The organism is Marinimicrobium locisalis (assembly GCF_039822625.1).
Taxonomy (GTDB): Bacteria; Pseudomonadota; Gammaproteobacteria; order Pseudomonadales; family Cellvibrionaceae; genus Marinimicrobium; species Marinimicrobium locisalis.
In genome coordinates this window covers 88,480-109,150 of the sequence record NZ_JBDLLG010000018.1, presented here as the reverse complement: position 1 = coordinate 109,150, position 20,671 = coordinate 88,480, and the positions used below count along the sequence as shown (strand labels likewise).

The 20,671-nt window shown below is 56.4% G+C and carries 19 protein-coding genes; 12 read left to right on the top strand and 7 right to left on the bottom strand.

What is annotated here, in order from left to right; genetic code table 11:
• Positions 1–501: 501 nt before the first annotated feature.
• On the bottom strand, positions 502–1,257 hold the full coding sequence (locus tag AAE514_RS12670) for a substrate-binding periplasmic protein (RefSeq protein ID WP_347331914.1): 756 nt from the start codon (positions 1,255–1,257) through the stop codon (positions 502–504).
• A 391-nt stretch (positions 1,258–1,648) separates the two neighbouring features.
• Between AAE514_RS12670 and AAE514_RS12665 the strand changes: the two genes are divergently transcribed.
• Together AAE514_RS12665 and AAE514_RS12660 are read left to right on the top strand one after the other, a co-directional pair.
• Positions 1,649–2,449 (top strand): AfsA-related hotdog domain-containing protein, encoded by an 801-nt coding sequence (locus AAE514_RS12665; protein ID WP_347331913.1) that lies wholly within the window; start codon positions 1,649–1,651, stop codon positions 2,447–2,449.
• An 11-nt stretch (positions 2,450–2,460) separates the two neighbouring features.
• Positions 2,461–3,147, top strand: a complete 687-nt coding sequence (locus tag AAE514_RS12660) for an HAD family hydrolase (RefSeq protein WP_347331912.1) — start codon at positions 2,461–2,463, stop codon at positions 3,145–3,147.
• A 72-nt stretch (positions 3,148–3,219) separates the two neighbouring features.
• On the opposite strand, the gene AAE514_RS12655 is transcribed toward AAE514_RS12660, so the two are convergent.
• Positions 3,220–5,328: a putative bifunctional diguanylate cyclase/phosphodiesterase gene (locus AAE514_RS12655; RefSeq protein ID WP_347331911.1), complete on the bottom strand. Its 2,109-nt coding sequence runs from the start codon at positions 5,326–5,328 to the stop codon at positions 3,220–3,222.
• A 385-nt stretch (positions 5,329–5,713) separates the two neighbouring features.
• Here AAE514_RS12655 and AAE514_RS12650 point away from each other — a divergent pair, with 385 nt between their 5' ends.
• Both AAE514_RS12650 and AAE514_RS12645 read left to right on the top strand, forming a co-directional pair.
• Entirely contained in the window at positions 5,714–6,652 is a 939-nt protein-coding gene (locus AAE514_RS12650; RefSeq protein ID WP_347331910.1) for a porin, read from the top strand.
• A 249-nt stretch (positions 6,653–6,901) separates the two neighbouring features.
• On the top strand, positions 6,902–7,624 hold the full coding sequence (locus AAE514_RS12645) for an MlaA family lipoprotein (RefSeq protein ID WP_347331909.1): 723 nt from the start codon (positions 6,902–6,904) through the stop codon (positions 7,622–7,624).
• Positions 7,625–7,716: 92 nt separating this feature from the next.
• Here AAE514_RS12645 and AAE514_RS12640 read toward each other — a convergent pair whose 3' ends face one another.
• Positions 7,717–8,019, bottom strand: coding sequence for a PilZ domain-containing protein (locus AAE514_RS12640; protein ID WP_347331908.1), 303 nt, complete (start codon positions 8,017–8,019; stop codon positions 7,717–7,719).
• A 188-nt stretch (positions 8,020–8,207) separates the two neighbouring features.
• Here AAE514_RS12640 and AAE514_RS12635 point away from each other — a divergent pair, with 188 nt between their 5' ends.
• From AAE514_RS12635 to AAE514_RS12620, 4 genes are all read left to right on the top strand, one after another.
• Positions 8,208–9,392, top strand: a complete 1,185-nt coding sequence (locus AAE514_RS12635) for a SpoIIE family protein phosphatase (RefSeq protein ID WP_347331907.1) — start codon at positions 8,208–8,210, stop codon at positions 9,390–9,392.
• Between the two features lie 6 nt (positions 9,393–9,398).
• Positions 9,399–9,881: an STAS domain-containing protein gene (locus tag AAE514_RS12630; protein WP_347331906.1), complete on the top strand. Its 483-nt coding sequence runs from the start codon at positions 9,399–9,401 to the stop codon at positions 9,879–9,881.
• A 107-nt stretch (positions 9,882–9,988) separates the two neighbouring features.
• Entirely contained in the window at positions 9,989–12,232 is a 2,244-nt protein-coding gene (locus tag AAE514_RS12625; RefSeq protein ID WP_347331905.1) for a protein kinase domain-containing protein, read from the top strand.
• 32 nt (positions 12,233–12,264) lie between these two features.
• Entirely contained in the window at positions 12,265–13,059 is a 795-nt protein-coding gene (locus AAE514_RS12620; protein WP_347331904.1) for a coiled-coil domain-containing protein, read from the top strand.
• 60 nt (positions 13,060–13,119) lie between these two features.
• On the opposite strand, the gene bfr is transcribed toward AAE514_RS12620, so the two are convergent.
• Both bfr and AAE514_RS12610 read right to left on the bottom strand, forming a co-directional pair.
• Positions 13,120–13,599, bottom strand: a complete 480-nt coding sequence (bfr, locus tag AAE514_RS12615; RefSeq protein WP_347331903.1) for a bacterioferritin — start codon at positions 13,597–13,599, stop codon at positions 13,120–13,122.
• Positions 13,600–13,792: 193 nt separating this feature from the next.
• Complete coding sequence (locus AAE514_RS12610; protein WP_347331902.1) at positions 13,793–14,002, bottom strand: bacterioferritin-associated ferredoxin; 210 nt, start codon at positions 14,000–14,002, stop codon at positions 13,793–13,795.
• 366 nt (positions 14,003–14,368) lie between these two features.
• Here AAE514_RS12610 and AAE514_RS12605 point away from each other — a divergent pair, with 366 nt between their 5' ends.
• From AAE514_RS12605 to ung, 4 genes are all read left to right on the top strand, one after another.
• The gene (locus AAE514_RS12605) at positions 14,369–14,971 is read left to right on the top strand and encodes a peroxiredoxin (RefSeq protein WP_347331901.1); all 603 of its coding nucleotides are present in this window, start codon (positions 14,369–14,371) and stop codon (positions 14,969–14,971) included.
• 292 nt (positions 14,972–15,263) lie between these two features.
• On the top strand, positions 15,264–16,538 hold the full coding sequence (ectB, locus tag AAE514_RS12600) for a diaminobutyrate--2-oxoglutarate transaminase (protein ID WP_347331900.1): 1,275 nt from the start codon (positions 15,264–15,266) through the stop codon (positions 16,536–16,538).
• 189 nt (positions 16,539–16,727) lie between these two features.
• Positions 16,728–17,900 (top strand): type III PLP-dependent enzyme, encoded by a 1,173-nt coding sequence (locus AAE514_RS12595; RefSeq protein WP_347331899.1) that lies wholly within the window; start codon positions 16,728–16,730, stop codon positions 17,898–17,900.
• 216 nt (positions 17,901–18,116) lie between these two features.
• Complete coding sequence (ung, locus tag AAE514_RS12590; RefSeq protein ID WP_347331898.1) at positions 18,117–18,812, top strand: uracil-DNA glycosylase; 696 nt, start codon at positions 18,117–18,119, stop codon at positions 18,810–18,812.
• A gap of 105 nt (positions 18,813–18,917) precedes the next feature.
• Here ung and AAE514_RS12585 read toward each other — a convergent pair whose 3' ends face one another.
• Positions 18,918–19,268 carry a hypothetical protein gene (locus tag AAE514_RS12585; RefSeq protein ID WP_347331897.1) on the bottom strand — a complete coding sequence of 117 codons (351 nt, stop codon included), beginning with the start codon at positions 19,266–19,268 and terminating at the stop codon, positions 18,918–18,920.
• Between the two features lie 12 nt (positions 19,269–19,280).
• Complete coding sequence (locus AAE514_RS12580) at positions 19,281–20,636, bottom strand: flavohemoglobin expression-modulating QEGLA motif protein (protein WP_347331896.1); 1,356 nt, start codon at positions 20,634–20,636, stop codon at positions 19,281–19,283.
• Between the last annotated feature and the right edge of the window lie 35 nt (positions 20,637–20,671).

The window sequence follows — 20,671 nt, the reverse complement described above, 5'->3', positions numbered from 1 at the left end:
TGGAAAGGCGAAGACGGCTTTATGTCATTTGTCTGGGCATCGGTGATCAGTTACAACCTGACGAGGTTGGTCAGGTTGAGCAGCGGATAGCGTTGCGACTGATTTAAATAGCGCCGGGGAAGAGTGGTCAGCAAGGGGTTGGCAGGGAGACGGCTGCGTTGCACTTGTCAAATTGGATGCGTTTTGAGCAGTTGTGGCGGAAGAGTCGCCGCCCCCAAAGTTGGGAGCAGCGTAGTGCTGACAGCCAATGAGGAAAACCGGCAACTATCTGAAAAATTGCCGTTTATGGACGGGCACTAGATAGCTGCTCTCTATGTCATTAAGCCGAGTTTTGATAATGCCCAGATCACGACGATAGTCAGTGTATAACTGAATGCCCGTCGCGATTAGAGTAATGAGGGAGCTAAAGAAAATGATTAGAAATAATAATCGTTTCCCTATTCCCAGACCCTTATAGGCGGAAAGAGATATATAGCGGAAGTACTGCCACATCATGCTGAACTAGAAGTCATACTTGTCGGTAATCGCCTTGAGTGAGCCATCCTTGCCCATGGAGCGAATGGCTTCATTGAGCACGGGGAGGAGGTCCAAATTGTCTGATTTCCGAGAACATTGGAGCATCAGCGGGACGTCCGATAGTTTAACAGGCGGCGCCAACATGTCGTACATATTGTTCTTGCGGGCAATATAAAAAATGGTGGGAACGGCGCCAGCGACGCCATCGACTCGCCCGCGCTGCAGTTTGTGTAGGGCAATGAGGTAATTGGTGTCATGCTCTACCTGCAAATTAAAATCGCCCTCCAGTACCTGGGAAATCGATGACCCCCGGGGAATCGACAGGCGCTTGTTGCGCAGGGCCGAGCGAGTCCCCAGCGGAGAGTTTTTAAGCGATACCACCCCAATGTCGTGGGTGACCAGGGTTTCGCCATGAACCACAAGGCTTTTGTCTCGCGGTATGGACATGGCGCAGTCATGGCTGCCCGTTTCCATTTCCCGGTCAATGCGGGCAAAGGGCGTCAGTGCCGTCTCGATATTGAGGCCCGTTCGTTGTTCCAGAGCCTCGACAATTTCCACAAAAGCGCCAAAGGGTTCACCGGTTTCAGGGTGCTTGGCGGCCCAGGGTACCGCGTCAATGGTGACGAAGGTCACAGTTTTGCCTTCGGTCGGCTCCGGCGGTTCAGTATGACCCAGGCTGGAAAGGCCGAGTAGAGGGAGCGATAAAAGTAAGGCCCGCATATATGTATTATAAATGTGCATTAACGCACTCCGTTTCCGAGTTGTCATATTTTTCTGTATTACTTCACGCGTTCCACGACTTATTAGCAGTGTCTTTCGTGGGGCCGTTTCCCTCGGATTTTGGGGGTAACGCTGAATCAATGAGTACGACGAATAGTATAAGGCTTAAAGGTCTTCGCTGCGAATTTTCGCGCAATCATTTAACGGCTAATTTCCACTCACTTTCAACGAAGGAAAAGCCAATTAATTCATGGGGTTAGACGTAAATTTGACGCCTAAAGACCGGTGGGGTGAGGGGTGAAGTGCCGTTTTGGGGCTTTAGAGGACGCTTTTTTGCAAGAATGCAAGGGCGTGACAGCGTTTTGACGCTGCCGTGTTATTTCATTCTTGTTAATTTTTGAGGTGTTCTATTATGTCTAATCGTATTCTGTTGGTTGTAGGTGACAAATTTGCGGCGTACGCCCGTGGGAAAGATGTCATTACCTTGTCAAACTTGCGGGGTTTGTTGACGCTTTCTATCCCTCTGCTGTCCCACCAAGGCCGCACCGTATTGGTGCCAGGCCAGGGCCTAAATGAGGAGGCGGTTAGCCAGCTATTGGAGGACGCAAGCCAGTCCCCCAATCTCTCCCATTTTGACTTCAGCCTCTGGCACAACCTGCCCAAGCGGGCACCCATAGCGCTTACGCACAAGCACCGCCCTGAAAACGTTCTGGTTTCCACCCCAACTCGGTTGAATGCCACCGAGTTTCAAATGCACCTAATGGTGGACGAAGATTGTGAACTGATGGGCGATCATCTCAGCGGCCAACACGTTCAGGGTATGGTGTTGATTGAAGCCGCGCGTCAAGGGATGTTGGCCATCGCGGAAGCTTACCTTATGCCAGAAAATGGCATCGACTACTCCTTTGTGTTTGAGGCCCTGTCCGTTCAGTACAGCCACTATACGTTCCCGCTGGGTGCTGTGATTGAAGCGAAGATGGTTGAGTGCAGTACCGACAACCCCAAGCGGCTGCACTTTGCGGCTGAAACCGTGGTGAAGCAGTGCGGGCAAACCGTCTCAGAGTTCACTATGTCGTTCTCAGCCATGGAACGTTCTCGGATCAATAAGCGCGAAGGCATGATGGCGTCAAAGACGCAAGCTCACTTTATGCGTGAAGTGGCGGCCAACTTGGAAAACCAAGAGCTGGACATTCAGAAAGTAGAGAACCTATAAGGAGTCGAGCCATGAAATATGAAGAAGAAAAGCGCATCGGTGGTACCTGTGCGTTCTTTGATGTGGATGAAACGCTGATTTCCGTCAAAAGCATGCTCAGCTTTCAAACCTTCTGGTATGACCGGATGGGGGATGAGCTCGGGCGAGCCCGCTACGAGAGAGATTTACGTCAGCACTCGCACTCGGGGGCGTCCAGGGAGTTCCTCAACCGCCTTTACTACCAGCACTTTTCGGGTAGGGACCCCGAGCGGGTAAAGGCAATGGGCCAGGAATGGTTTGAGCACCAGCGACATTTGGCGGCGCCCTTCTATCACCCACGGCCGCTGGCGGAGCTGCAAATGCACCAGCGCCAGGGGCGTGAGATTGTTCTGGTCTCGGGGTCATTTCCCGCTCTGCTTGAACCGATCGCCCGGGAATTAGGAGTGCCACACATTCTCTCGGCCCGGCTGGTTGTACGCGAAGGGCTTTATACGGGAGAGGTGTTGTCTCCGCAAACCATCGGCTCGGGCAAGGCGGAAGCCATCGGTGAGTTTCTGTCAGAGCGGCAGTGTAACCCCGAGCGGTGCTATGCCTATGGGGATGATATTTCCGACTTCCCCATGCTGCGAGCAGTGGGCTGCCCCACGGTCGTCAATGGCGCTCGGGAGTTGGAGGCGAGAGCTCGCGCGATGGGTTGGCGAGTGATGGCGCCGATGTGAGGTAGAACCTGATAAATAGTGAACCTTGTCGCAAAGGCGACCCTTTAGCTCCCGCCAAAAGCGGGAGTTTTTTTAGGGTTCGTTGGCCTGCCCGGCTTTGGACATCGGGGTGGCCTCAATCGACTGTTCCAATAACGGGCGTAGCCGGTCCATGGGAAGAGGGTGGCTGAACAGATACCCCTGAGCCTGGTCGCAGCCGTGAGCGCTCAGAAACTGGCGTTCCTGGTCTGACTCAATACCTTCTGCCACGATCTCCATCCCCAAACCGTGTCCCATAGTAATAATCGTATCAATCAGCCGGGCGGTGTTGCTATTGACCCCGATGTTGCAAACAAAACTGCGGTCGATCTTTAAGGTATGGAAAGGGTAGTTCTGCAAATAACCAAGGGAAGAATAGCCCGTGCCGAAATCATCAATCGATAAGCGTACTCCCATTTGGCAAAGCGCCTCGATATTTTGCTGCGTGGCACTGGAGTTATCCACCAGCATACGCTCAGTAATTTCCAGCTCCAATTGCTGGGGCGCGACGCCGTGAGCGGCTAGTTGCTCCTCTACATTTTGGTGAAAGTCGGGAACCTGAAGTTGCTGGGAGGAAATGTTTAGAGACAGACGCAAGTCGCTTCCGCCGCTGGCCAGCCAGGGGGCGATGCTGCGTAGCGCCGTTTTCAGCACCCAGTTGTCCATCGCCTGTATCACGCCAATCTCTTCCGCTACTCGGATAAACCGGTTGGGAGCCCAAATGGTGCCATCGGGCTGGCGCCAACGAACCAGGGCTTCGAGCCCGGTGATAAAACCGTGCTGCAACGAATAGATCGGTTGGTAATACAGTACGAGCTCGTTTCGCTTCAAAACTTCGCGAAGCCGTTCTTCCAGTTCGAGACGCTCGATCAATTGCCGGTTGATGTCTTCGGTAAAGAAGTGATATTGGTTACGCCCTAGGTCCTTGGCTTTGTACATGGCCAGGTCGGCATTCCTTAGCACCAGGTGGGGGTTTTTGCCGTCTTCCGGGTAAAAGGCAATGCCGACGCTGGCGGTTACTCGGTACTGCTTGCCAATGATGGTAAACGGGCGCTCGAACTGCTGAACGATGGCTTCGGCCACGCGCTGGGCCTCCCGGGCGGATTCTACCTTGGGGAGGATCACCACGAATTCATCTCCCCCCATGCGAACCAGCGTATCGCCGCCGCCGATGCAGCCGCTCAATCGACCGGCGGACTCTTTTAAGAGGTTGTCACCGATGCTGTGCCCGAGGCTGTCGTTGACGTTCTTGAAGTGATCCAGGTCAATGACCAGCAGGGCGCATTTGTGGCCATTGCGATTGGCGCTCTCCAGCGCCACGTTGAGCCGGTCTATCATCAGGACGCGGTTGGCGAGCCCGGTGAGCTGATCATAGTGAGCCTGGCGCAGCAGCTGTTCCTCGTAGCTGCGGCGCACCGTAATGTCCTCTTTGATGACCACATAGTGGGTGATCTGCTCATCCGAGTCGGTCAGGGGGGAAACGCTGACCTGTTCCCAAAGTAGCTGGCCGTCGCGCCGGGCGCTGCAAAACTCACCGCTCCACTCCCGGCCGCTGCTGACCGTGGACCACAGCTCGGTCAGGGCGCTGGCACTGTCCTGGTCGAGCAGCGTGAACCCTAGGTTGCGGCCCGTAGCCTCTCCGGCGGTGTAGCCGGTTAGCTGCTCGAAACGGGGGTTGACGTACTCGATCTGGCCTTCGGGGTTGGTGATCACCACGGACACCGGGCTCTGCTCCACGGCGCGCGACAGCACCCTCACGCGTTCTTCGGCCCGCCGGCGCTTGCGCCGTATCTCTACCTCGCGCAGCTCCCGCTCCACGGCGGGTAACAGCCGGGCGAGGGCGTACTTGTCCATGAAGTCGTGCGCACCCTGTTTGAGCAGGGCGACGGTGTCTTCCGCCTGAACGGCGCCCGACATAATGATGAAAGGGATGTCGAGGCCGCTTCGCTTGAGGGTGGCGAGGGCGTCTTCGGCGCTAAAGCGGGGGAGCCGGTAGTCGCAGATAATCAGATCCCAGTGCTCTCGGAGCGCCTCCTGTAGCTCCCCGGCCGTTTCCACCCTGAGGGACTGGGGAGCGAATCCGCCTCGCATGAGCTCGGCGGTGGTCAACTCGGCGTCGGCCTCTGAATCTTCAATGAACAGTACTTTCAACGGTTTAGCCATGCATGGTCCGTAAGTGTCGACGGAGACTGGTAATCTAGCCCAAGCTATCCATTTTACACAGGCCTGCCTATGAGTCGAGCCCGAAAAACCCTTCGTCACCTCCTTCGTTATTACTGTAGCTGCTTACCCGGGAAAACGCGAAAGGTTGCTCGTCGCCTCCAAAGTAAGCGCCAGCCTTGGCGGAGAGGGCTTTGTAACAAAAATGTCACTTAAAAGACATAGAATAGTCACCTGGTGGACACAAATACGACATCCAAATGACATGTTCGGCCCGAGTTGCGTAAAATACGCCCGGCCCGAGGAGACCCTCGTCCGAGCGTCCCATCCGTTTACTTATCGGCTTTCGGCGCGATAAGCCCTTACTGAAGAGAAAATAGGAGCTTTCATGAAAAAAGTTTTGGTGCCCCTGGTACTGACCGCCAGCTTTCCCGCTGTGGCGGTGGCTGATGTTCAAGTCTACGGCAAGGGCAATGTGGCCTTACAGCACGCCGATGAAACAGGCAACAGCAAGGCAGAGCTGGTGAGCAACAGCTCCCGAATCGGAGTCAAGGGCTCCGAATCCCTAAGAGAGGGGCTCGAAGCCATTTTCCAGTTTGAGTATCAAACCAACGTCGATGACGGTGGTGGTGATGGCGAAACCTTCAGTCAGCGGAATATTTACGTGGGACTGCGGGGCAAGGCCGGTACCTTGCTGGCCGGGCGGATTGACACCCCTTTGAAGAAGGCGCAGAACAAGGTGGACCTGTTTAATGACTTGGAAGGGGATATTAAATACCTTTTCGCCGGTGAAAATCGCCGCAGCAACCAGGTTCAGTACCGCAGCCCGGTGGTGGGGGAGTACTTCTCCGGGGCTATTGGCTACATCACCTATGAAGAAGATGGTGTTGACCCTGGTATTTCCGCCTCGGTGAGCTACGACCGGGGGCCGTTGTATCTGGCCGCGGCAGTGGACCGGGACGTGGTGATGGAAGAGGGGGCCGTGATTCCCGATGCGGACGTGGCACGCTTTGTGGCGCGATATTCAATTTCCGTGGTTCACGTCGGCGCGTTGTTTGAGACCTACGATGACGGCTTTATCGATGAAGATGGCGCTCTGGTCTCGGTTCTGTGGGACCTGAATGAAAACTGGGACCTGAAGGCTCAGGCGGGCAGCTCGGATATCAATAACGGCGGGGGCGAGTCGGTCAGCCTTGGCGCGGACTACCGTCTGAGCGCCAAGACCAAGCTCTTTGGCTATTACACCAACGAAACCAACGACTGGGGCTGTGGCGGCGTCGGTTGCGATAATGACTACTTGGGCGTAGGCATGGAGCTCAAGTTCTAGCGGCGGAGTCGGCCCCGGGGCGTAGTGACCTGTCCCGGGGCTAACACTTTTTAACAGACCAATGCTATTATCCCCCGTTACACTGGCGTACAGGAGTTGTGCCCGAGTCATCGCCGCGCTAAGGACGATACGAACCCGGCCCTCCCTGAATCAAATGTCTTACAGGCGAGCCTCCGGCCGCCGGCTTAAATCGAGGTAGTGTTAGTGATCACCTTCCGCCTGGTTGACAGACCATGGACTAAGGTTGCCATGCTCTTGGCGTTATTGTCGATGGTCATGGTCCCGGCGCATGCGGACGAATTTGAAGACCCGTGGGAGGACTTCAACCGCAAGGTGCACGGATTCAACATGACGGTTGACCGCTTTTTCCTCAAACCGGTCACCAAGGCGTACCGGTTTGTGGCGCCTGAGGTGGTGGAGCTCGGGGTCAACAATGCCTTCCAAAACCTGAGTGAGGTGCCCAGCGCCTTGAATGGCGTTCTCCAGGGCAAGCCGGGGTCCGCGTTGCGCGATTCGGGACGCTTTCTGGTGAATTCCACGGTGGGCATTGCGGGGTTGTTTGATGTCGCTTCCCGGCTCGGTTTGCCAAGTGATGGTCAGGAAGATTTTGGCCAGACGCTGGGTTTGTGGGGGTTTGATCGCGGCCCTTATGTGGTCCTGCCGTTTTTTGGTTCAAGTACCGTCCGGGACACGGTGGGCCTGCCGGTGCAGTCGCTTATGTCCCCTATTTACCATATCGACCACACTCCGACCCAGAACAGCACGCTGGCCATGTATTACATCAATCGTCGCTCCCAGCTGATGGACCTGGAAGAGCAACTAACCGGAGACCACTACACCTTTATTCGCGACGCTTATTTACAGCGCCGGGAGTACCTGATTAAGGACGGTGAGGTGGAAGATAGCTTCGGCTCAGACATGGATATGTCCGAATATGGCGATTTCGACGAGGAAGAGGGCGACCCTTTCTGAGTCGCGACTCTTGGTTTCATCTGTTCGGCCCGCTCCCGCTGCTTTCGACTGGATGATTGCCGGTTTACTCGGTCCGCGGGCCGCTGGGATCCCTAGTGGAGGATCTCCAGTATCTCCAGGCCTATGCGATGAAGGCTCCCGTCCGATTCCGTTCGCACCACTTTGGTCTTGGCCCTCAGCGTGGGGCTGTGGCCGTGCTCAGAGGTGATGGTGACCTCTAGCTCGGTGCCGGGCTCCAGGTAGTGTTCGGTGGCAATTTTCATGCCGCCGCCGCTGAGCTCATGGCACAGACCCTCCGCCGCAATGCCGTTTCCCGTAATCTGGGCCCGTAGTGGCGTGTCAATCTTCATGCGGATGAAGTCTCTCTTCTCCTGCTGCGCTCTTTCGACCGTCATGTTCGGGCTCTCCAAGTGGTTGTGGCGAGGCAGGAACCCTTTTCAAGACCCTGCCTTACTCGGTTCCTGGTGCCTTAAAGTTAGTCCAAAAAACGCGCTTTGAACAGCTTGCGCGCTCTCCGAGAAGGGAGTAGTGTATTGCGCCTTATGCAACCCACGACTTTCCCGGTACCCGGACCGATCCAAAGATGACCGACGCGAGCAGAAAACTGCTGATCATCGACGACGATGCGCCGGTTCGCCAGAGCATAGTGGCCTACCTCGAAGATAGCGGTTTCGAGGTGCTGGAAGCCACAGATGGCCCCTCGGGGCTGGCGGCGTTTCGTGAAAGCGCGCCGGAGCTGGTGATCACTGACCTAAGAATGCCCGGTCTCGACGGGCTCCAGGTGCTCAAAACCATTCATGAAGAATCCCCCGACTTGCCGGTGATTGTGGTCTCTGGCGCCGGTGTTATGGGGGATGTGGTGTCGGCCCTCAGGCTCGGCGCCAGCGATTACCTGATCAAGCCCATCGTCGATATGGAAATGCTGGTGCACTCGGTGCGCCGGGCCCTGGAAAGATGCGACTTATTGGTACAAAACCAGCGCTATCGCGATAAACTCGAATTTGCCAACCGGGGGCTGCGCGAAAACCTCCGCGTATTGGAGCGGGACCAGCAAGCCGGTCGGCGCGTGCAACAGCGCTTGTTGCCTGAGCCCATGGTCACCCCCGAGGGGTACCACGTATCGCACCACATTGCGCCTTCCCTTTATCTCAGCGGCGACTTCGTGGATTACGCCTACCTTACTCGACGCTATGTGGCTTTCTATCTGGCGGACGTTTCGGGGCATGGCGCGTCCTCGGCGTTTGTGACCATCTGGCTCAAACATTTGGTCAGCCGTATGGTGAGAGAAGAGGGGCTTTTTTGCGACGCCCAGTCCTTTGAAGAAGGCGCGGGACAGATGCTTGAGCAGATCAACCGAGAACTGAACGAAACTCGTCTGAACCACCACTTAACTTTCTTTGTCGGAGTAATAGATACGCATACCCGGCAAATGCGCTATGTGGTCGCTGGGCATTTGCCAATGCCTATTCTGGTGACGCCGGAAGGCGCGGAGTTTCTGGAGGGGACGGGAAAACCCGTGGGAATATTTGCTCAGCCCGAGTGGCGCATTTACCGCTGCTCGTTGCCTGAGACGTTTTCTCTGGTGTGCTTTTCGGACGGGGTGCTGGAGGTGCTTCCCCCGAAAGCGTTGAAAGACAAGGAAGCGCAATTGTTGTCGCTGGTGGGCGACAACGGATCGAGTATGGCGTCGGTGTGCTCCGCCCTAGGGGTGGAAGGTGTGAGCGAAACACCCGATGACATCGCGATTCTGACGATTATCAAGAGGTAATGCCACATGCGACCCGGTCAGATTCTGGTAGCCGATCACGGAGGAGTTTATGTCATCAAAATGGTCGGTGACGTACGCCTTACACTGTGTATTTCATTCGATCAATTTATTGACACAATGTTTAGTCAGAATGATTTTTGCGAAGTAATGTTCGACTTGTCCGAAGCGGAAGCCATTGATAGCACCACGCTTGGGTTGATGGCCAAGATAGCCCTGCAGGGGAAGGATGAAAGAAATATTACTCCGGTCGTCTATTCCAACAATGACAGTATTAATCGGCTGCTCTACACCATGGGGTTCCAGGAAATTTTCAACATTGTGAACGACTTGGAAGCGCCCGTTACGCCGGCCCAGCCTCTGGAAGCGGAAGCCCCCGAAGAGCAGCAGGTCAAGGAGAAAGTGCTCGAAGCCCACAAGATTCTTATGGGGTTGAACCGCGAAAACCGTGAAACTTTTCGCAATCTGGTAAAAATGCTCGAAGAGCGATGACGGTTTGCGGTAGGCTTTGAGTTTTCGGCCCCCTTAGCGCCTGGAGCTTTATGCCCGGACCGTTAGTCTAGGGATGAACGAACTTAGTCCAAACACTTTGGCATCGCATGCAGATACCCGGCTATAAGATTATCGACACCTTGGGCGAAGGCGGGATGGCCCGAGTGTACCTTGCCATCCAAGAAAGTGTTGAGCGGGAAGTCGCGCTCAAAGTCCTTGACCCACACTTGTCCAAAGACCCCACCTTTGGCGAGCGCTTCATGAGCGAAGCGCGCATCGTCAGTCGCCTTGTGCACCCGAATATTGTCACGGTTTCCGACATGGGCGTGCACGAAGACTATCACTACCTGGCCATGGAATACGTGTCCGGACGTGATTTAAAACACCGGCGCTTCGAAATGAGCTTGCCCGAGTCTGTAAGGGCCGTTAAAGAAGTGGCGCGCGCGCTTGATTACGCGGGCAGCAATGGCTGTGTTCACCGTGACGTCAAACCCGACAACATCATGTTGCACAATGATGACGGCCGGGCAGTGCTGATGGATTTCGGTATCGCGCGTGTCATCGACCAAACCTCTTCCATGACCCAGACCGGCACCACCGTCGGCACTCCCCACTACATGAGCCCCGAGCACGCGCGCGGCGCACCAGTGGATACTCGCTCGGACTTGTACAGCTTGGGCGTGGTGTTATTCCTGTTGCTCTGTGGGCGCCTGCCTTACGACTCGGATTCGGCCGTCTCAATTGGGGTTAAACACGTTTCCGAAGAAATTCCACGGGTTCCCCGCCACTTGGTGGCCTTCCAGCCCATTATTGACCGTATTTTGGCTAAGAGTCCGGATGAGCGCTATCAGAGCGGTGAGAAATTTATCGAGGCGTTGGATCAGCTGACGCCCGAAATGCTGGTGGCGATGGAGCAGGAGGGGGAGCGCGCCCTTTATGAAGAGCTCGGCGGCAGGCCCTCCAGCAGGGGGGACTCGCCCACGCTACACCAACCCCAAGCGGTCATTGCGCAACACGAGGGGGACTTAAGAGAGGCCGACATTCGGCAGATGGAGCAGTTGTCCGTTAACGGCGAGGATCGGCCTTCACGCCCACCGCCCCAGGCCGCTTCGGATAGCTCGCGGGAAGGGCGGCGACGCGCAGGGTTGTGGAGCGTAATTCTGCTCTCCACCATAGGGCTCGGGGCTCTGTACCAATGGCAGGAGCCCCTCAGAGCGGCTTGGCAGTCGCACGTTATGCCATGGGTGGCCCGTGTGGCCGAGAATGTGCCAGCGATGGTTTCGGCGGACGACAAACTGCCGAATGGCCAGGTCGAGAGTGGGGAGGGCGGTCTCAAGGTGATGAGTAACGTTAACCCCGCGCTGCCTTTTGCCGGGTCCAAGTCGGATGAACAAAACACTGAGAAGGCGACCAACGAGAGGTCAGGTTTGGAGGTCGCGACGACAGAGGTGACCCCGCGGCGCCCCGTCTTTGAACCGCTTCTCGCCGAGCCTATTCCGTTGACGCCCCCGCCGAAAGCGGAGGAGATGTCGAGACAGCCCCCCTCAGAGTCGCCTTCGGCGGCCGAGACTGCCAAGGCTAAAGAAGAGGCTGACGCCGCGAAGCGAGAAGCTGAAGCGGCAAAAAAGAAAGCTGAAGCCGAGGCGGCGAAAAAGGAGGCCATCGCGGGACTGACACGCACGGCAGAGGAACTCGGCGCCCAAGGCGATTATACCGGCGCACTGGCATTGCTGGAGGAAGGGTTACAAACTTACCCCGACAATCCGAGCCTGATGGCCCGGCACGAAAAACTGCGTGAACAACGGGAACGGCGGCGTCGAAAGGCCGCCGCCGACAAAGCAAAAGCGGAAGAAGCTTCGCGCTTGGCCCAGGAGGTCGCGGCGATTGAGGAAGACTTGGCCGCCGGTCGTCTCGAAGAGGCCGGGGAGCGGTTGATGCAAGCCCGTGAACGCAACCCGGGCAGTGCAGAGTTGCTTGCACTGGAAGTGCAATGGCGCGACCAACAAGAATGGGAAATTCAACCGGAGATAAACCGGACCCGTATAAGTGCGCAGCCCCTGGAGAGCCTGCCCGCCGAGCAGACCAGTGTTATTTCCTCCAGGCGCGTGTTGCATGTGGGTTTCACTTACCGAAACTTCGACACGACAAGTGCGGTCATACAAGCTATGCTTTATGACGGCTCTCGTGAGGTACAGGTCGCTCAAGTCCCGGTTATTGTTCAGGGCTCCGAAGGAGAGGCTTCTTTCCGGATAGAGCGGCCGGTGAATGGCTTCGCCGAGGGCCACTACCACCTCGACTTGGTGGCTGATAATCGGACGTTGAGTTCGGTTTCCTTTCAAGTCAGTGATTGATTACCCCAAACAGCATTACGCGAGGAATTTCCATGACGAACAGGACGGTCTTGCAACGCCCGCTAATGGCTTTTGTACTCATGGCGCTAGCCCCGCTGATACTAACAGCCTGCGCTAATCAACCCGACATGCAGCAGTTGCGCAAGGAAAACGCCCAATTGGAACTCGAGCTCGAACGCAGTAGCGATAAGGTTAGCGTTCTCCGCGAGCGCGAGGATCAACTGGAAAAGGAGATTGAGGAGCGCGAACGAATGATCAATGTGCTCAGAACGGAAAAGTCTTCGCGGGTGGAGGAATCCGCCGAACTGCGGGGCTTGGTGCGGGAGTTTGTGCAGGGCCAGATCGATAGCTATCGCGAATTTCTACTTCAGGCCGATTTGTTGGATTACGTCGGCGGCGAACTGGTCAGCCGCTCGCGGCGAAATGATGAAGCCTTGACCCTTGTGGACTTGGCCCACCCCATTCCCAGACCGGGTACTTTGACGGGCGTGGCGGGCTACTTTGAAGCGAAGGGAGAGGTGACAGTGAGCGTCCTTCGTCCCGTGGAGGACGACAAGCTCGTCATTGTGTGGCAAAGCCCGCCGATTGAGATTGAGCAAAGCGGAGAGGCGCGCTTAAACTTTCCGGTGACCGTGGGGGTCGAGCCAGGGGATGTCATGGCGTACGGTTTCTCTGGCCCGGTGCCCGCTGGATATGATCGCGGTACGGGGGATACGCGCTTCCAGAAGGCGACTTTAACCGTCGGTTCCGTTATTGATCCCGAGGCGTTGAAAGGGGGAGGCGAGAACCGCTCGTATTCGCTTGGGGTTTTTGGCCTGCTGAACTAAGCCTAACAACCGGGGCTTAAAGGGTCCGCGCCCCCAAGGGAGCGGACCGAAAGGCGGCAGTTACTCTTCGCCGCCGCCCATTTTGGATTGTAGGTAATTTTGAATGCCGACCTTGTCGATGAGGGAAATCTGGGTTTCCAACCAGTCGACATGCTCCTCTTCGGATTCGAGGATATTCTTTAGGAGGTCGCGGCTACCGTAGTCCCGTACCGATTCACAGTACTCAATGCCGTCGCGCAGGTCCGGGATGCCAGCCAGCTCCAGCTTCAGGTCGGAAGCCAGCATCTCCTCGGTGTTCTCACCAATGAGCAGTTTCCCCAGATCTTGCAGGTTGGGGAGCCCTTCCAGGAACAAAATACGCTCGATCAACATATCGGCGTGTTTCATCTCGTCGATGGACTCTTCGTACTCATGGTCGGCTAGTTCTTTCAGCCCCCAGTCTTTGTACATGCGGGCGTGGAGGAAGTACTGGTTAATAGCCACCAGCTCGTTTCCGAGGCATTTGTTCAGGATTTCAATGACTTTAGCGTCGCCTTTCATAACCGTCTCCATCGATGGGTGGGCGATTGAACAGCGGGCACGCAGGGGTGCCCTCGATACAACGTTAAAGTGTGGGCGTAGACGGGGAGGGTGTCAAGCGGCGCTTTTTTTCTAAGTGCTTGATATATAACGAAAAATGAATAGTAATACAACTGATTTTCAATGCGCTTTAGGCGGTGCCGCCAAGTGTTTCTCAGGCGACGGCGTAGTAGAGCGGCTCCGCTTCGGCGTACTGGCGATTTTGAAGCGTCTCGTCAATCAGTTCACGTGTGAGGCAGGTGCATTTACCGCACTGGCTGGCCACGCCCAGCGCCTTGCGCAGCTTGCCAACGGTGGTGGCGCCAGTGTAAATGGCGTCTTTAATCTGGTGGTCAGTGATGCCCTTGCACACGCAAACGTACATGCGGGAAACTCCGGTAGCGCTCAAGATGTAACCAATGTAATGCTAATGAGAATTTATGTCAACAATATCTGAGAACAATTAACATTCGTATAGCTATCTTTGCTTTGGCGCTGATAGGTTGGCTTTATATAGTTTCTGGCTGTCAGGATGATTTAGAAATTCAATAGAACCGAAACCGTTCGGGCTGTATGATACCGACCTGTTACTCAATACATTGAAGCCGTGACCAGGAACCCTCCAAGGTGGCGGCTAAGTCTTTGTTTGGCCAAATGTTTATTGTCTGCTTCGCGGCATAGCGAAGGCCCAGACAGTAAGCGTTGGGGCTATTTTTCACCCTTAAATGTCCACTAAATCAGGAGATTGAACATGGGCGTATTAGTAGGCAAATCCGCACCCGACTTTACCGCTGCAGCGGTATTGGGCAACGGTGAGATCGTTGAAGACTTCAACCTGCACTCCGCTATCAAGGGCAAGAAGGCGGTCATCTTCTTCTACCCGCTGGACTTCACCTTCGTGTGCCCCTCTGAGTTGATCGCTTTCGATCATCGCGTCGAGGAATTCAAGAAGCGCAACGTAGAAGTGATTGGCGTGTCCATTGACTCCCAGTTCACTCACAACGCCTGGCGCAACACTCCGGTCGACGAAGGTGGTATCGGCCAAGTGAAGTACACCCTGGCGGCGGATGTTAAGCACGAAATCTGTAAAGCCTACGACGTAGAGTCTGAAGGCGGTGTCGCTTTCCGCGGTTCCTTCCTGATCGACGAGGACGGCGTTGTGCGTCACCAGGTGGTTAACGATCTGCCCCTGGGTCGTAACGTTGACGAGATGCTGCGGATGGTTGACGCGCTGGCGTTCCACCAGGATCACGGCGAAGTGTGCCCGGCCGGTTGGCAGCAGGGCGACAAGGGTATGGACGCCTCTCCGGAGGGCGTTGCCAAGTACTTGGGCGAGAACAGCGGCAAGCTGTAAACGGCCCCAAGGCACGCGCGGAAAACCCGGCTTTAAAGCCGGGTTTTTTTTGCGCAAAATTTGCGGACTCCCCGTCAGGGCTGGCTTTCAGAGCATTTCTGGGGCGGGCTCAACTTGCTTTGAACTCTAAGTTTCTCTATAGTATGTGGCCGTTTTTGGTCCATTCGGTGCTGTCCAGCCACCCCTCGGGTGAGGATGCACGGCAAGACGGTAGCGCGTTCCAGACATTGGCGCCGCTGGCGGGTCCGCCGGATGAAGCCATTCACCTTTTGATCACAACGAGGAATTTTCAATGAGAATTTTCGAAGAGATGGAGTCCGAGGTTCGTGGCTATGTGCGTTCCTTCCCGGTCGTTTTTGACAAAGCCGAAGGTTCAGAACTATTTGACGAGAACGGCAACCGCTTCATCGACTTCTTTGCCGGTGCGGGCACCCTGAACTACGGCCACAACAATCCGAAAATCACCGAAGCGTTGATCGAATACCTACAGCACAAGGGCATTGTTCACGGTTTGGACAAGGCCACCATTGCCAAGCGCGACTTCATGACCAAGTTCCGGGATACCATTCTGGCGCCGCGCGGCCTGCAGTACAAAATGCAGTTCACCGGCCCCACCGGTACCAATGCCGTGGAAACCGCCCTGAAGCTGGCCCGGATGATCAAGCGTCGCTCCAACATCATTGCCTTTACCAATGGCTACCACGGTCTGACCATGGGGGCGCTGGGGGTTACCGGCAACTACTTCTACAAAGACGAATCTTATGGCTCGCGCGCCAACACCGCCTTTATGCCGTTTGACGGCTTCCTGGGCGAAGGCGTCGACTCTATTGAGTACATGCGCAAGTTTCTTTCCGACGGCAGCAGCGGTGTCGACCTCCCCGCAGCCATCATCGTGGAAACCGTTCAGGGCGAGGGCGGCATCAATGTTGCCAGCGTTGAGTGGTTGAAGCGCCTGGAAGCCCTTTGTCACGAGTTCGACATCCTGTTGATTATCGACGATATCCAGGTCGGTAACGGTCGTACCGGTACCTTCTTCAGCTTTGAGCGTGCCGGTATCCATCCGGACATGGTCTGTCTGTCCAAGTCCATTGGCGGCGGCTTGCCCATGGCGCTGCTGCTGATGCGTCCGGAACTGGATCAGTGGTCCCCGGGGGAGCACACCGGTACCTTCCGCGGCAACAATCTGGCCTTTGTCGCCTCCACCCAGGCCCTGGGCTACTGGGACAATGACGACATGGGTAAGGTGGTCGAGTACAAGGGTCAGATCATCGAAGAAGAGCTGAAGAAGATGGCGGAAGATTTCCCAGAGCTCGAACCCCAGGTGCGCGGCGTCGGTATGGTCTGGGGGCTGGAAATGGCCACCGGCCTGGCGAGCGAAGCCTCTCAGGAAGCCTTTTCCCGCGGCCTGGTCATGGAAACCGCCGGCGCTGACGACCAGGTGCTGAAGTTCCTGCCCTCGCTGCTGATCGAGGAAGACATCCTGCGCGAAGGCCTCCAGGTCGTGCGCGACTCGCTCGCGGCCCTGGTGGAGAAACAGCGCAAAATGATCACCGGCGAAGAAAGCTAAAGGCCGCGTAACCGGGGCCCGTGCTTCCCAGCGCGCGGGCCCGTTTCCCCCTCCCGACACGGTCTCCTCCCTCTTTCGAAAGAGCGTCTAAAATACCGCTTGCCAAGTGCTTAAAACTTGTATTGAATCGCGCCCGCGATCGACAGCACAGAGCGCGTTGACGCCTATTTTTGCTCCCAAGGGGGTGTTATGACCGATTCGCCGATTCAGCTTCGGGACTACTACGACGAAGCCACTTTTGCACGGTTGAAGCAATTCGCCGACAGCAAAGACACACCGTTTGTGGTGATTGACACCCAAACCATCGCGCATCACTACCAGGCGCTGGAAGCCAACTTCCCCTACGCCAATATTTACTACGCGGTTAAAGCGAATCCGGCACCGGCTATCCTCCAGATGCTGGCGGAACGGGGGGCCAACTTCGATATCGCCTCCATCTACGAGTTGGACAAGGTGTTGCAGTGTGGCGTGACCCCGGAGCGCATCAGCTACGGCAATACCATTAAGAAAAGCCGGGACATCCGCTACTTCCACGAGAAGGGCGTGCGTATGTTTGCCACCGACTCGGAAGCGGACCTGCGCAACATCGCTCGCGCCGCGCCGGGGGCGAAAATCTATGTCCGGATTCTGACCGAAGGCACCCTGACGGCGGACTGGCCCCTGTCTCGCAAATTTGGCTGCGAAATCGACATGGCCATGGACTTGTTGATCCTGGCGCGCGACCTGGGTCTGATACCCTACGGTGTCTCGTTCCACGTCGGTTCCCAGCAGCGGGAAATTAGCAGCTGGGACGCGGCCCTGGGCAAAGTGAAGGTGATTTTCGAGCGCCTGAAGGAAGAGGATGGCATTGAGCTCAAGATGATCAATATGGGCGGCGGCTTCCCGGCGAATTACATGACCCGGACCAATGATCTGGAGACCTACGCTCAGGAGATTACCCGTTTTCTGGAGGAGGACTTTGGGAAGGACTTACCGGAGATCATTATCGAACCGGGCCGTTCGCTGATCGCCGATGCTGGTATTCTGGTCAGTGAGGTGGTGCTCATTTCCCGCAAGTCCCGCACGGCGTTGCATCGCTGGGTGTTTGCGGATGTGGGCAAGTTTTCGGGGTTGATCGAGACGATGGATGAGTCGATCAAGTTCCCGATTTACACCGAGAAGCGGGGCGAGCTGGAGGATGCGGTCATCGCCGGCCCGACCTGTGACAGTGCGGACATTATGTACGAGCACCACAAATACCCGCTGCCCCTGAACCTGGCCATCGGCGATCGCCTCTACTGGCTCTCCACCGGCGCCTACACCACCTCTTATAGCGCAGTGGAGTTCAACGGCTTCCCACCCTTGAAAGAGTACTGCATCTAGCCTTGCCTAATCCGCGCTCTACGTCTGAGTTACCCGTAGGGCGCGGTAAGCGAAGCGCACCCGCCGTAATTGCACCCGACAGCGGACCGAACGCGATGCTACCCCCAAGGTTTCTGGTCTCGACATCACATGTTTCGATGACGGGGTCCGTCAGGTTTTCCTGGGTGACAATCAATGCTAAATTGAGGCACTAAACGCACACACTTGGGAAAGGTTATGGCGGACGCGCAAAAGAAAATCGACTTGGAGCCCAGCTGGCTCAGCCACCTCGAGCCCGAATTCCAACAGCCCTACATGCAAAAACTCAAACAATTCCTGCTCCAGGAAAAACAGCAGGGCAAAACCATCTTTCCGCCCTCGAAGAACATCTTCAACGCCTTCAACTCCACCCCACTCGACCAAGTCAAAGTCGTCATCCTAGGACAAGACCCCTACCACGGCCCAAACCAGGCCCACGGCCTCTGCTTCTCCGTCCAGCCCGGCGTGCCCGCACCGCCGTCGCTGCAAAACATCTTCAAAGAACTCGAGCGGGACCTCGGCTGCCCCCGCCCCAGCCACGGTAGCCTCCAAAGCTGGGCGGACCAGGGCGTCCTGCTGCTCAACGCCACCCTCACCGTCGAACAAGCCAAAGCCGGCTCCCACCAACGCCAGGGCTGGGAGCAGTTTACCGACAAAGCCATCGACATCATCAACCGCGAGAGGGAAGGGGTCGTGTTTCTGCTCTGGGGCAGCTACGCCCAGAAAAAAGCCCACTTCGTGGACCGGCAAAAACACCTGGTCTTGCGCGCGCCGCACCCATCGCCGCTGTCGGCGCATCGGGGGTTTATTGGGTGTGGGCATTTCTCTCAGGCGAATCAGTATTTGGCGAGTCGGGGGGAGACGCCGATTGATTGGTGTTTGCCGGAGGGGTGATTTGTCGGGTGGCGTTTCACTTACCCGACCTACGCGTCGACAAAACTTTAGGAGTGGCACCGAGGCCATCCCCCTTCTGGAGCCGGTATCCAACGAAGCCACGAGCTACTTTTTCTTCTTGAACCAGCGCCGCTTGGGTTGGGTTAGCTCCTGGAGGTGCTCCTCGCGCTGCTCCTCCGAGATGTAAAAATAGAAATCATGCTTCGGCTTGCGGGCCAGCAGCGCACGGACCGGAGTCACCTGCTCAATCGTCAACTTTGGCAGCCCCGCCTTACGATCCGCGTTAAAACTCTGATTCCACTGAACCAACACATCCCGCTTCACCGTTGCCACAGCCAAATCCTCCGACTCCGCCTTCACCAAGCGAGCCGTCACAAACCCCATTACCGGTTCTGGACTGCCGTAATGGTCCACCAAAATCCCACTGCCCGTCAGAACAATCTTGTAGTGCATCATAAGTCAAAAGCATCAATCCAATTCGGCATCCCGCCCAGCGCCGCTAGAGCCGACGTACAACGGAGCCGTAGAAGGCATAGAGTCGAACAGCTTGCTGAAATGCTGCTGTATGCGGGCAATATTCATCAGCGACAAACCGCTGGAAAAACCGAACCACACATAAAGACCGTTCAGGTCGCGGAACATAGGCGGCACATGCCGGGGAGCGGAGATTACACCCTCCAGGTAGCGTTCGTACAGTACGGGAAGATCATCCAACGTCACCTTCCCCACAAACAACATCGGAATAATCTCCGGTACCCCCGACTGAATAGCGCTGCGGATGAAATTCACATTCTCCACAAACCCCCTCACATAAGAAATATCCTTGGTAAACACCGAGCCCCGGCCACCGGCCACCTGTCCGCCGCGAAACACCCGCTGAGTCACCCGGTAACTGTCATGCTCACTGATACCCTTATCCAAAAAGTACCGGTACACCTCGCAGAAATCGGCCCCCTGTTCCGCCAAATCCACCGCCACCACGCGGTCGCTCACGCGCCGGGCGCGCTGAGGGAAGGAGCTGAACGTCAGGGTCTCCATCAACACCGCCATCCCCTCCTGAATGGCGGTAATACGCGGCGACCCCACGCTCAGCCAGGTAGCCCAGGGCTGCTCCCGGCCATTGAGAGTGGTGCCGATATGCACCCAACCCTCGTGCACCTCCAGCACCTGAATATCCAACTCGGAAAAGTGCGCCCGGCGGTTCACTTTGATGCCATCGCCCCCGGCGGCGGCATCGGACACAATATCATCGCTGATAGCCACCCGAACCTGACCCCGCCCAAAATACCGGTCCATACGTTGACGTAGCATGGTAACGGCGGTTTCGGCGTCAATATCACTGCGATAGGGACGGTTGAGGTGCTCCACCGCCGGTAGTGAAAAGACCTCGCACAGGCGCTCACCCAGAGTGCGAAGGGTTTTGCGGTCCCCACGGATATGGTCGCTGGCCGAGCCGTATAGCTGTCGGCTGAAATCTCCGAACTCCGGGCGGCCCCGGTGGCGCAATAGCTGCACCACCAGTTGGTATTGCTCAACGGTGGCCTGCAGAATCTTCCCCAGTGCGTCTCCCCGGCCCAGCTGGCGCCGAATGTCTCTATCCAGCTCTAGCAGTTCCCGGTCGAGCTGCTCGGGGTCAAAGCCCAGTGGCTGCTTCTGGTAGTAGTCGGCATCGACACGGGGCAGGGCGCGGCCACCGCTGGCTCTGAATGCCTGCTCGATCTCCGGAGTCCACTTAATGGCGTCGAGAATACGGATGGGTTTTTGAAGGTTGACCAGCCGGTTGGAAAGGGTTTTCAGAGTGTCCAGGTAAGGCTGGGTGCGCATTCGAGGGGCTCGCGTTATTTAGGGCCCTAAATAGT

What these genes read in the sequence shown, in the direction of transcription:
- AAE514_RS12605 (WP_347331901.1), top strand. Translation starts at nt 14,369, where the DNA reads ATGGGCGTATTAGTAGGCAAATCCGCACCCGACTTTACCGCTGCAGCG.
- AAE514_RS12635 (WP_347331907.1), top strand. Translation starts at nt 8,208, where the DNA reads ATGACCGACGCGAGCAGAAAACTGCTGATCATCGACGACGATGCGCCG.
- AAE514_RS12655 (WP_347331911.1), bottom strand. Translation starts at nt 5,328, where the DNA reads ATGGCTAAACCGTTGAAAGTACTGTTCATTGAAGATTCAGAGGCCGAC.
- AAE514_RS12670 (WP_347331914.1), bottom strand. Translation starts at nt 1,257, where the DNA reads ATGCACATTTATAATACATATATGCGGGCCTTACTTTTATCGCTCCCT.
- AAE514_RS12650 (WP_347331910.1), top strand. Translation starts at nt 5,714, where the DNA reads ATGAAAAAAGTTTTGGTGCCCCTGGTACTGACCGCCAGCTTTCCCGCT.
- AAE514_RS12610 (WP_347331902.1), bottom strand. Translation starts at nt 14,002, where the DNA reads ATGTACGTTTGCGTGTGCAAGGGCATCACTGACCACCAGATTAAAGAC.
- AAE514_RS12665 (WP_347331913.1), top strand. Translation starts at nt 1,649, where the DNA reads ATGTCTAATCGTATTCTGTTGGTTGTAGGTGACAAATTTGCGGCGTAC.
- AAE514_RS12660 (WP_347331912.1), top strand. Translation starts at nt 2,461, where the DNA reads ATGAAATATGAAGAAGAAAAGCGCATCGGTGGTACCTGTGCGTTCTTT.
- AAE514_RS12595 (WP_347331899.1), top strand. Translation starts at nt 16,728, where the DNA reads ATGACCGATTCGCCGATTCAGCTTCGGGACTACTACGACGAAGCCACT.
- ung (WP_347331898.1), top strand. Translation starts at nt 18,117, where the DNA reads ATGGCGGACGCGCAAAAGAAAATCGACTTGGAGCCCAGCTGGCTCAGC.
- AAE514_RS12580 (WP_347331896.1), bottom strand. Translation starts at nt 20,636, where the DNA reads ATGCGCACCCAGCCTTACCTGGACACTCTGAAAACCCTTTCCAACCGG.
- AAE514_RS12645 (WP_347331909.1), top strand. Translation starts at nt 6,902, where the DNA reads ATGCTCTTGGCGTTATTGTCGATGGTCATGGTCCCGGCGCATGCGGAC.
- AAE514_RS12630 (WP_347331906.1), top strand. Translation starts at nt 9,399, where the DNA reads ATGCGACCCGGTCAGATTCTGGTAGCCGATCACGGAGGAGTTTATGTC.
- AAE514_RS12620 (WP_347331904.1), top strand. Translation starts at nt 12,265, where the DNA reads ATGACGAACAGGACGGTCTTGCAACGCCCGCTAATGGCTTTTGTACTC.
- AAE514_RS12640 (WP_347331908.1), bottom strand. Translation starts at nt 8,019, where the DNA reads ATGACGGTCGAAAGAGCGCAGCAGGAGAAGAGAGACTTCATCCGCATG.
- AAE514_RS12585 (WP_347331897.1), bottom strand. Translation starts at nt 19,268, where the DNA reads ATGATGCACTACAAGATTGTTCTGACGGGCAGTGGGATTTTGGTGGAC.
- ectB (WP_347331900.1), top strand. Translation starts at nt 15,264, where the DNA reads ATGAGAATTTTCGAAGAGATGGAGTCCGAGGTTCGTGGCTATGTGCGT.
- bfr (WP_347331903.1), bottom strand. Translation starts at nt 13,599, where the DNA reads ATGAAAGGCGACGCTAAAGTCATTGAAATCCTGAACAAATGCCTCGGA.
- AAE514_RS12625 (WP_347331905.1), top strand. Translation starts at nt 9,989, where the DNA reads ATGCAGATACCCGGCTATAAGATTATCGACACCTTGGGCGAAGGCGGG.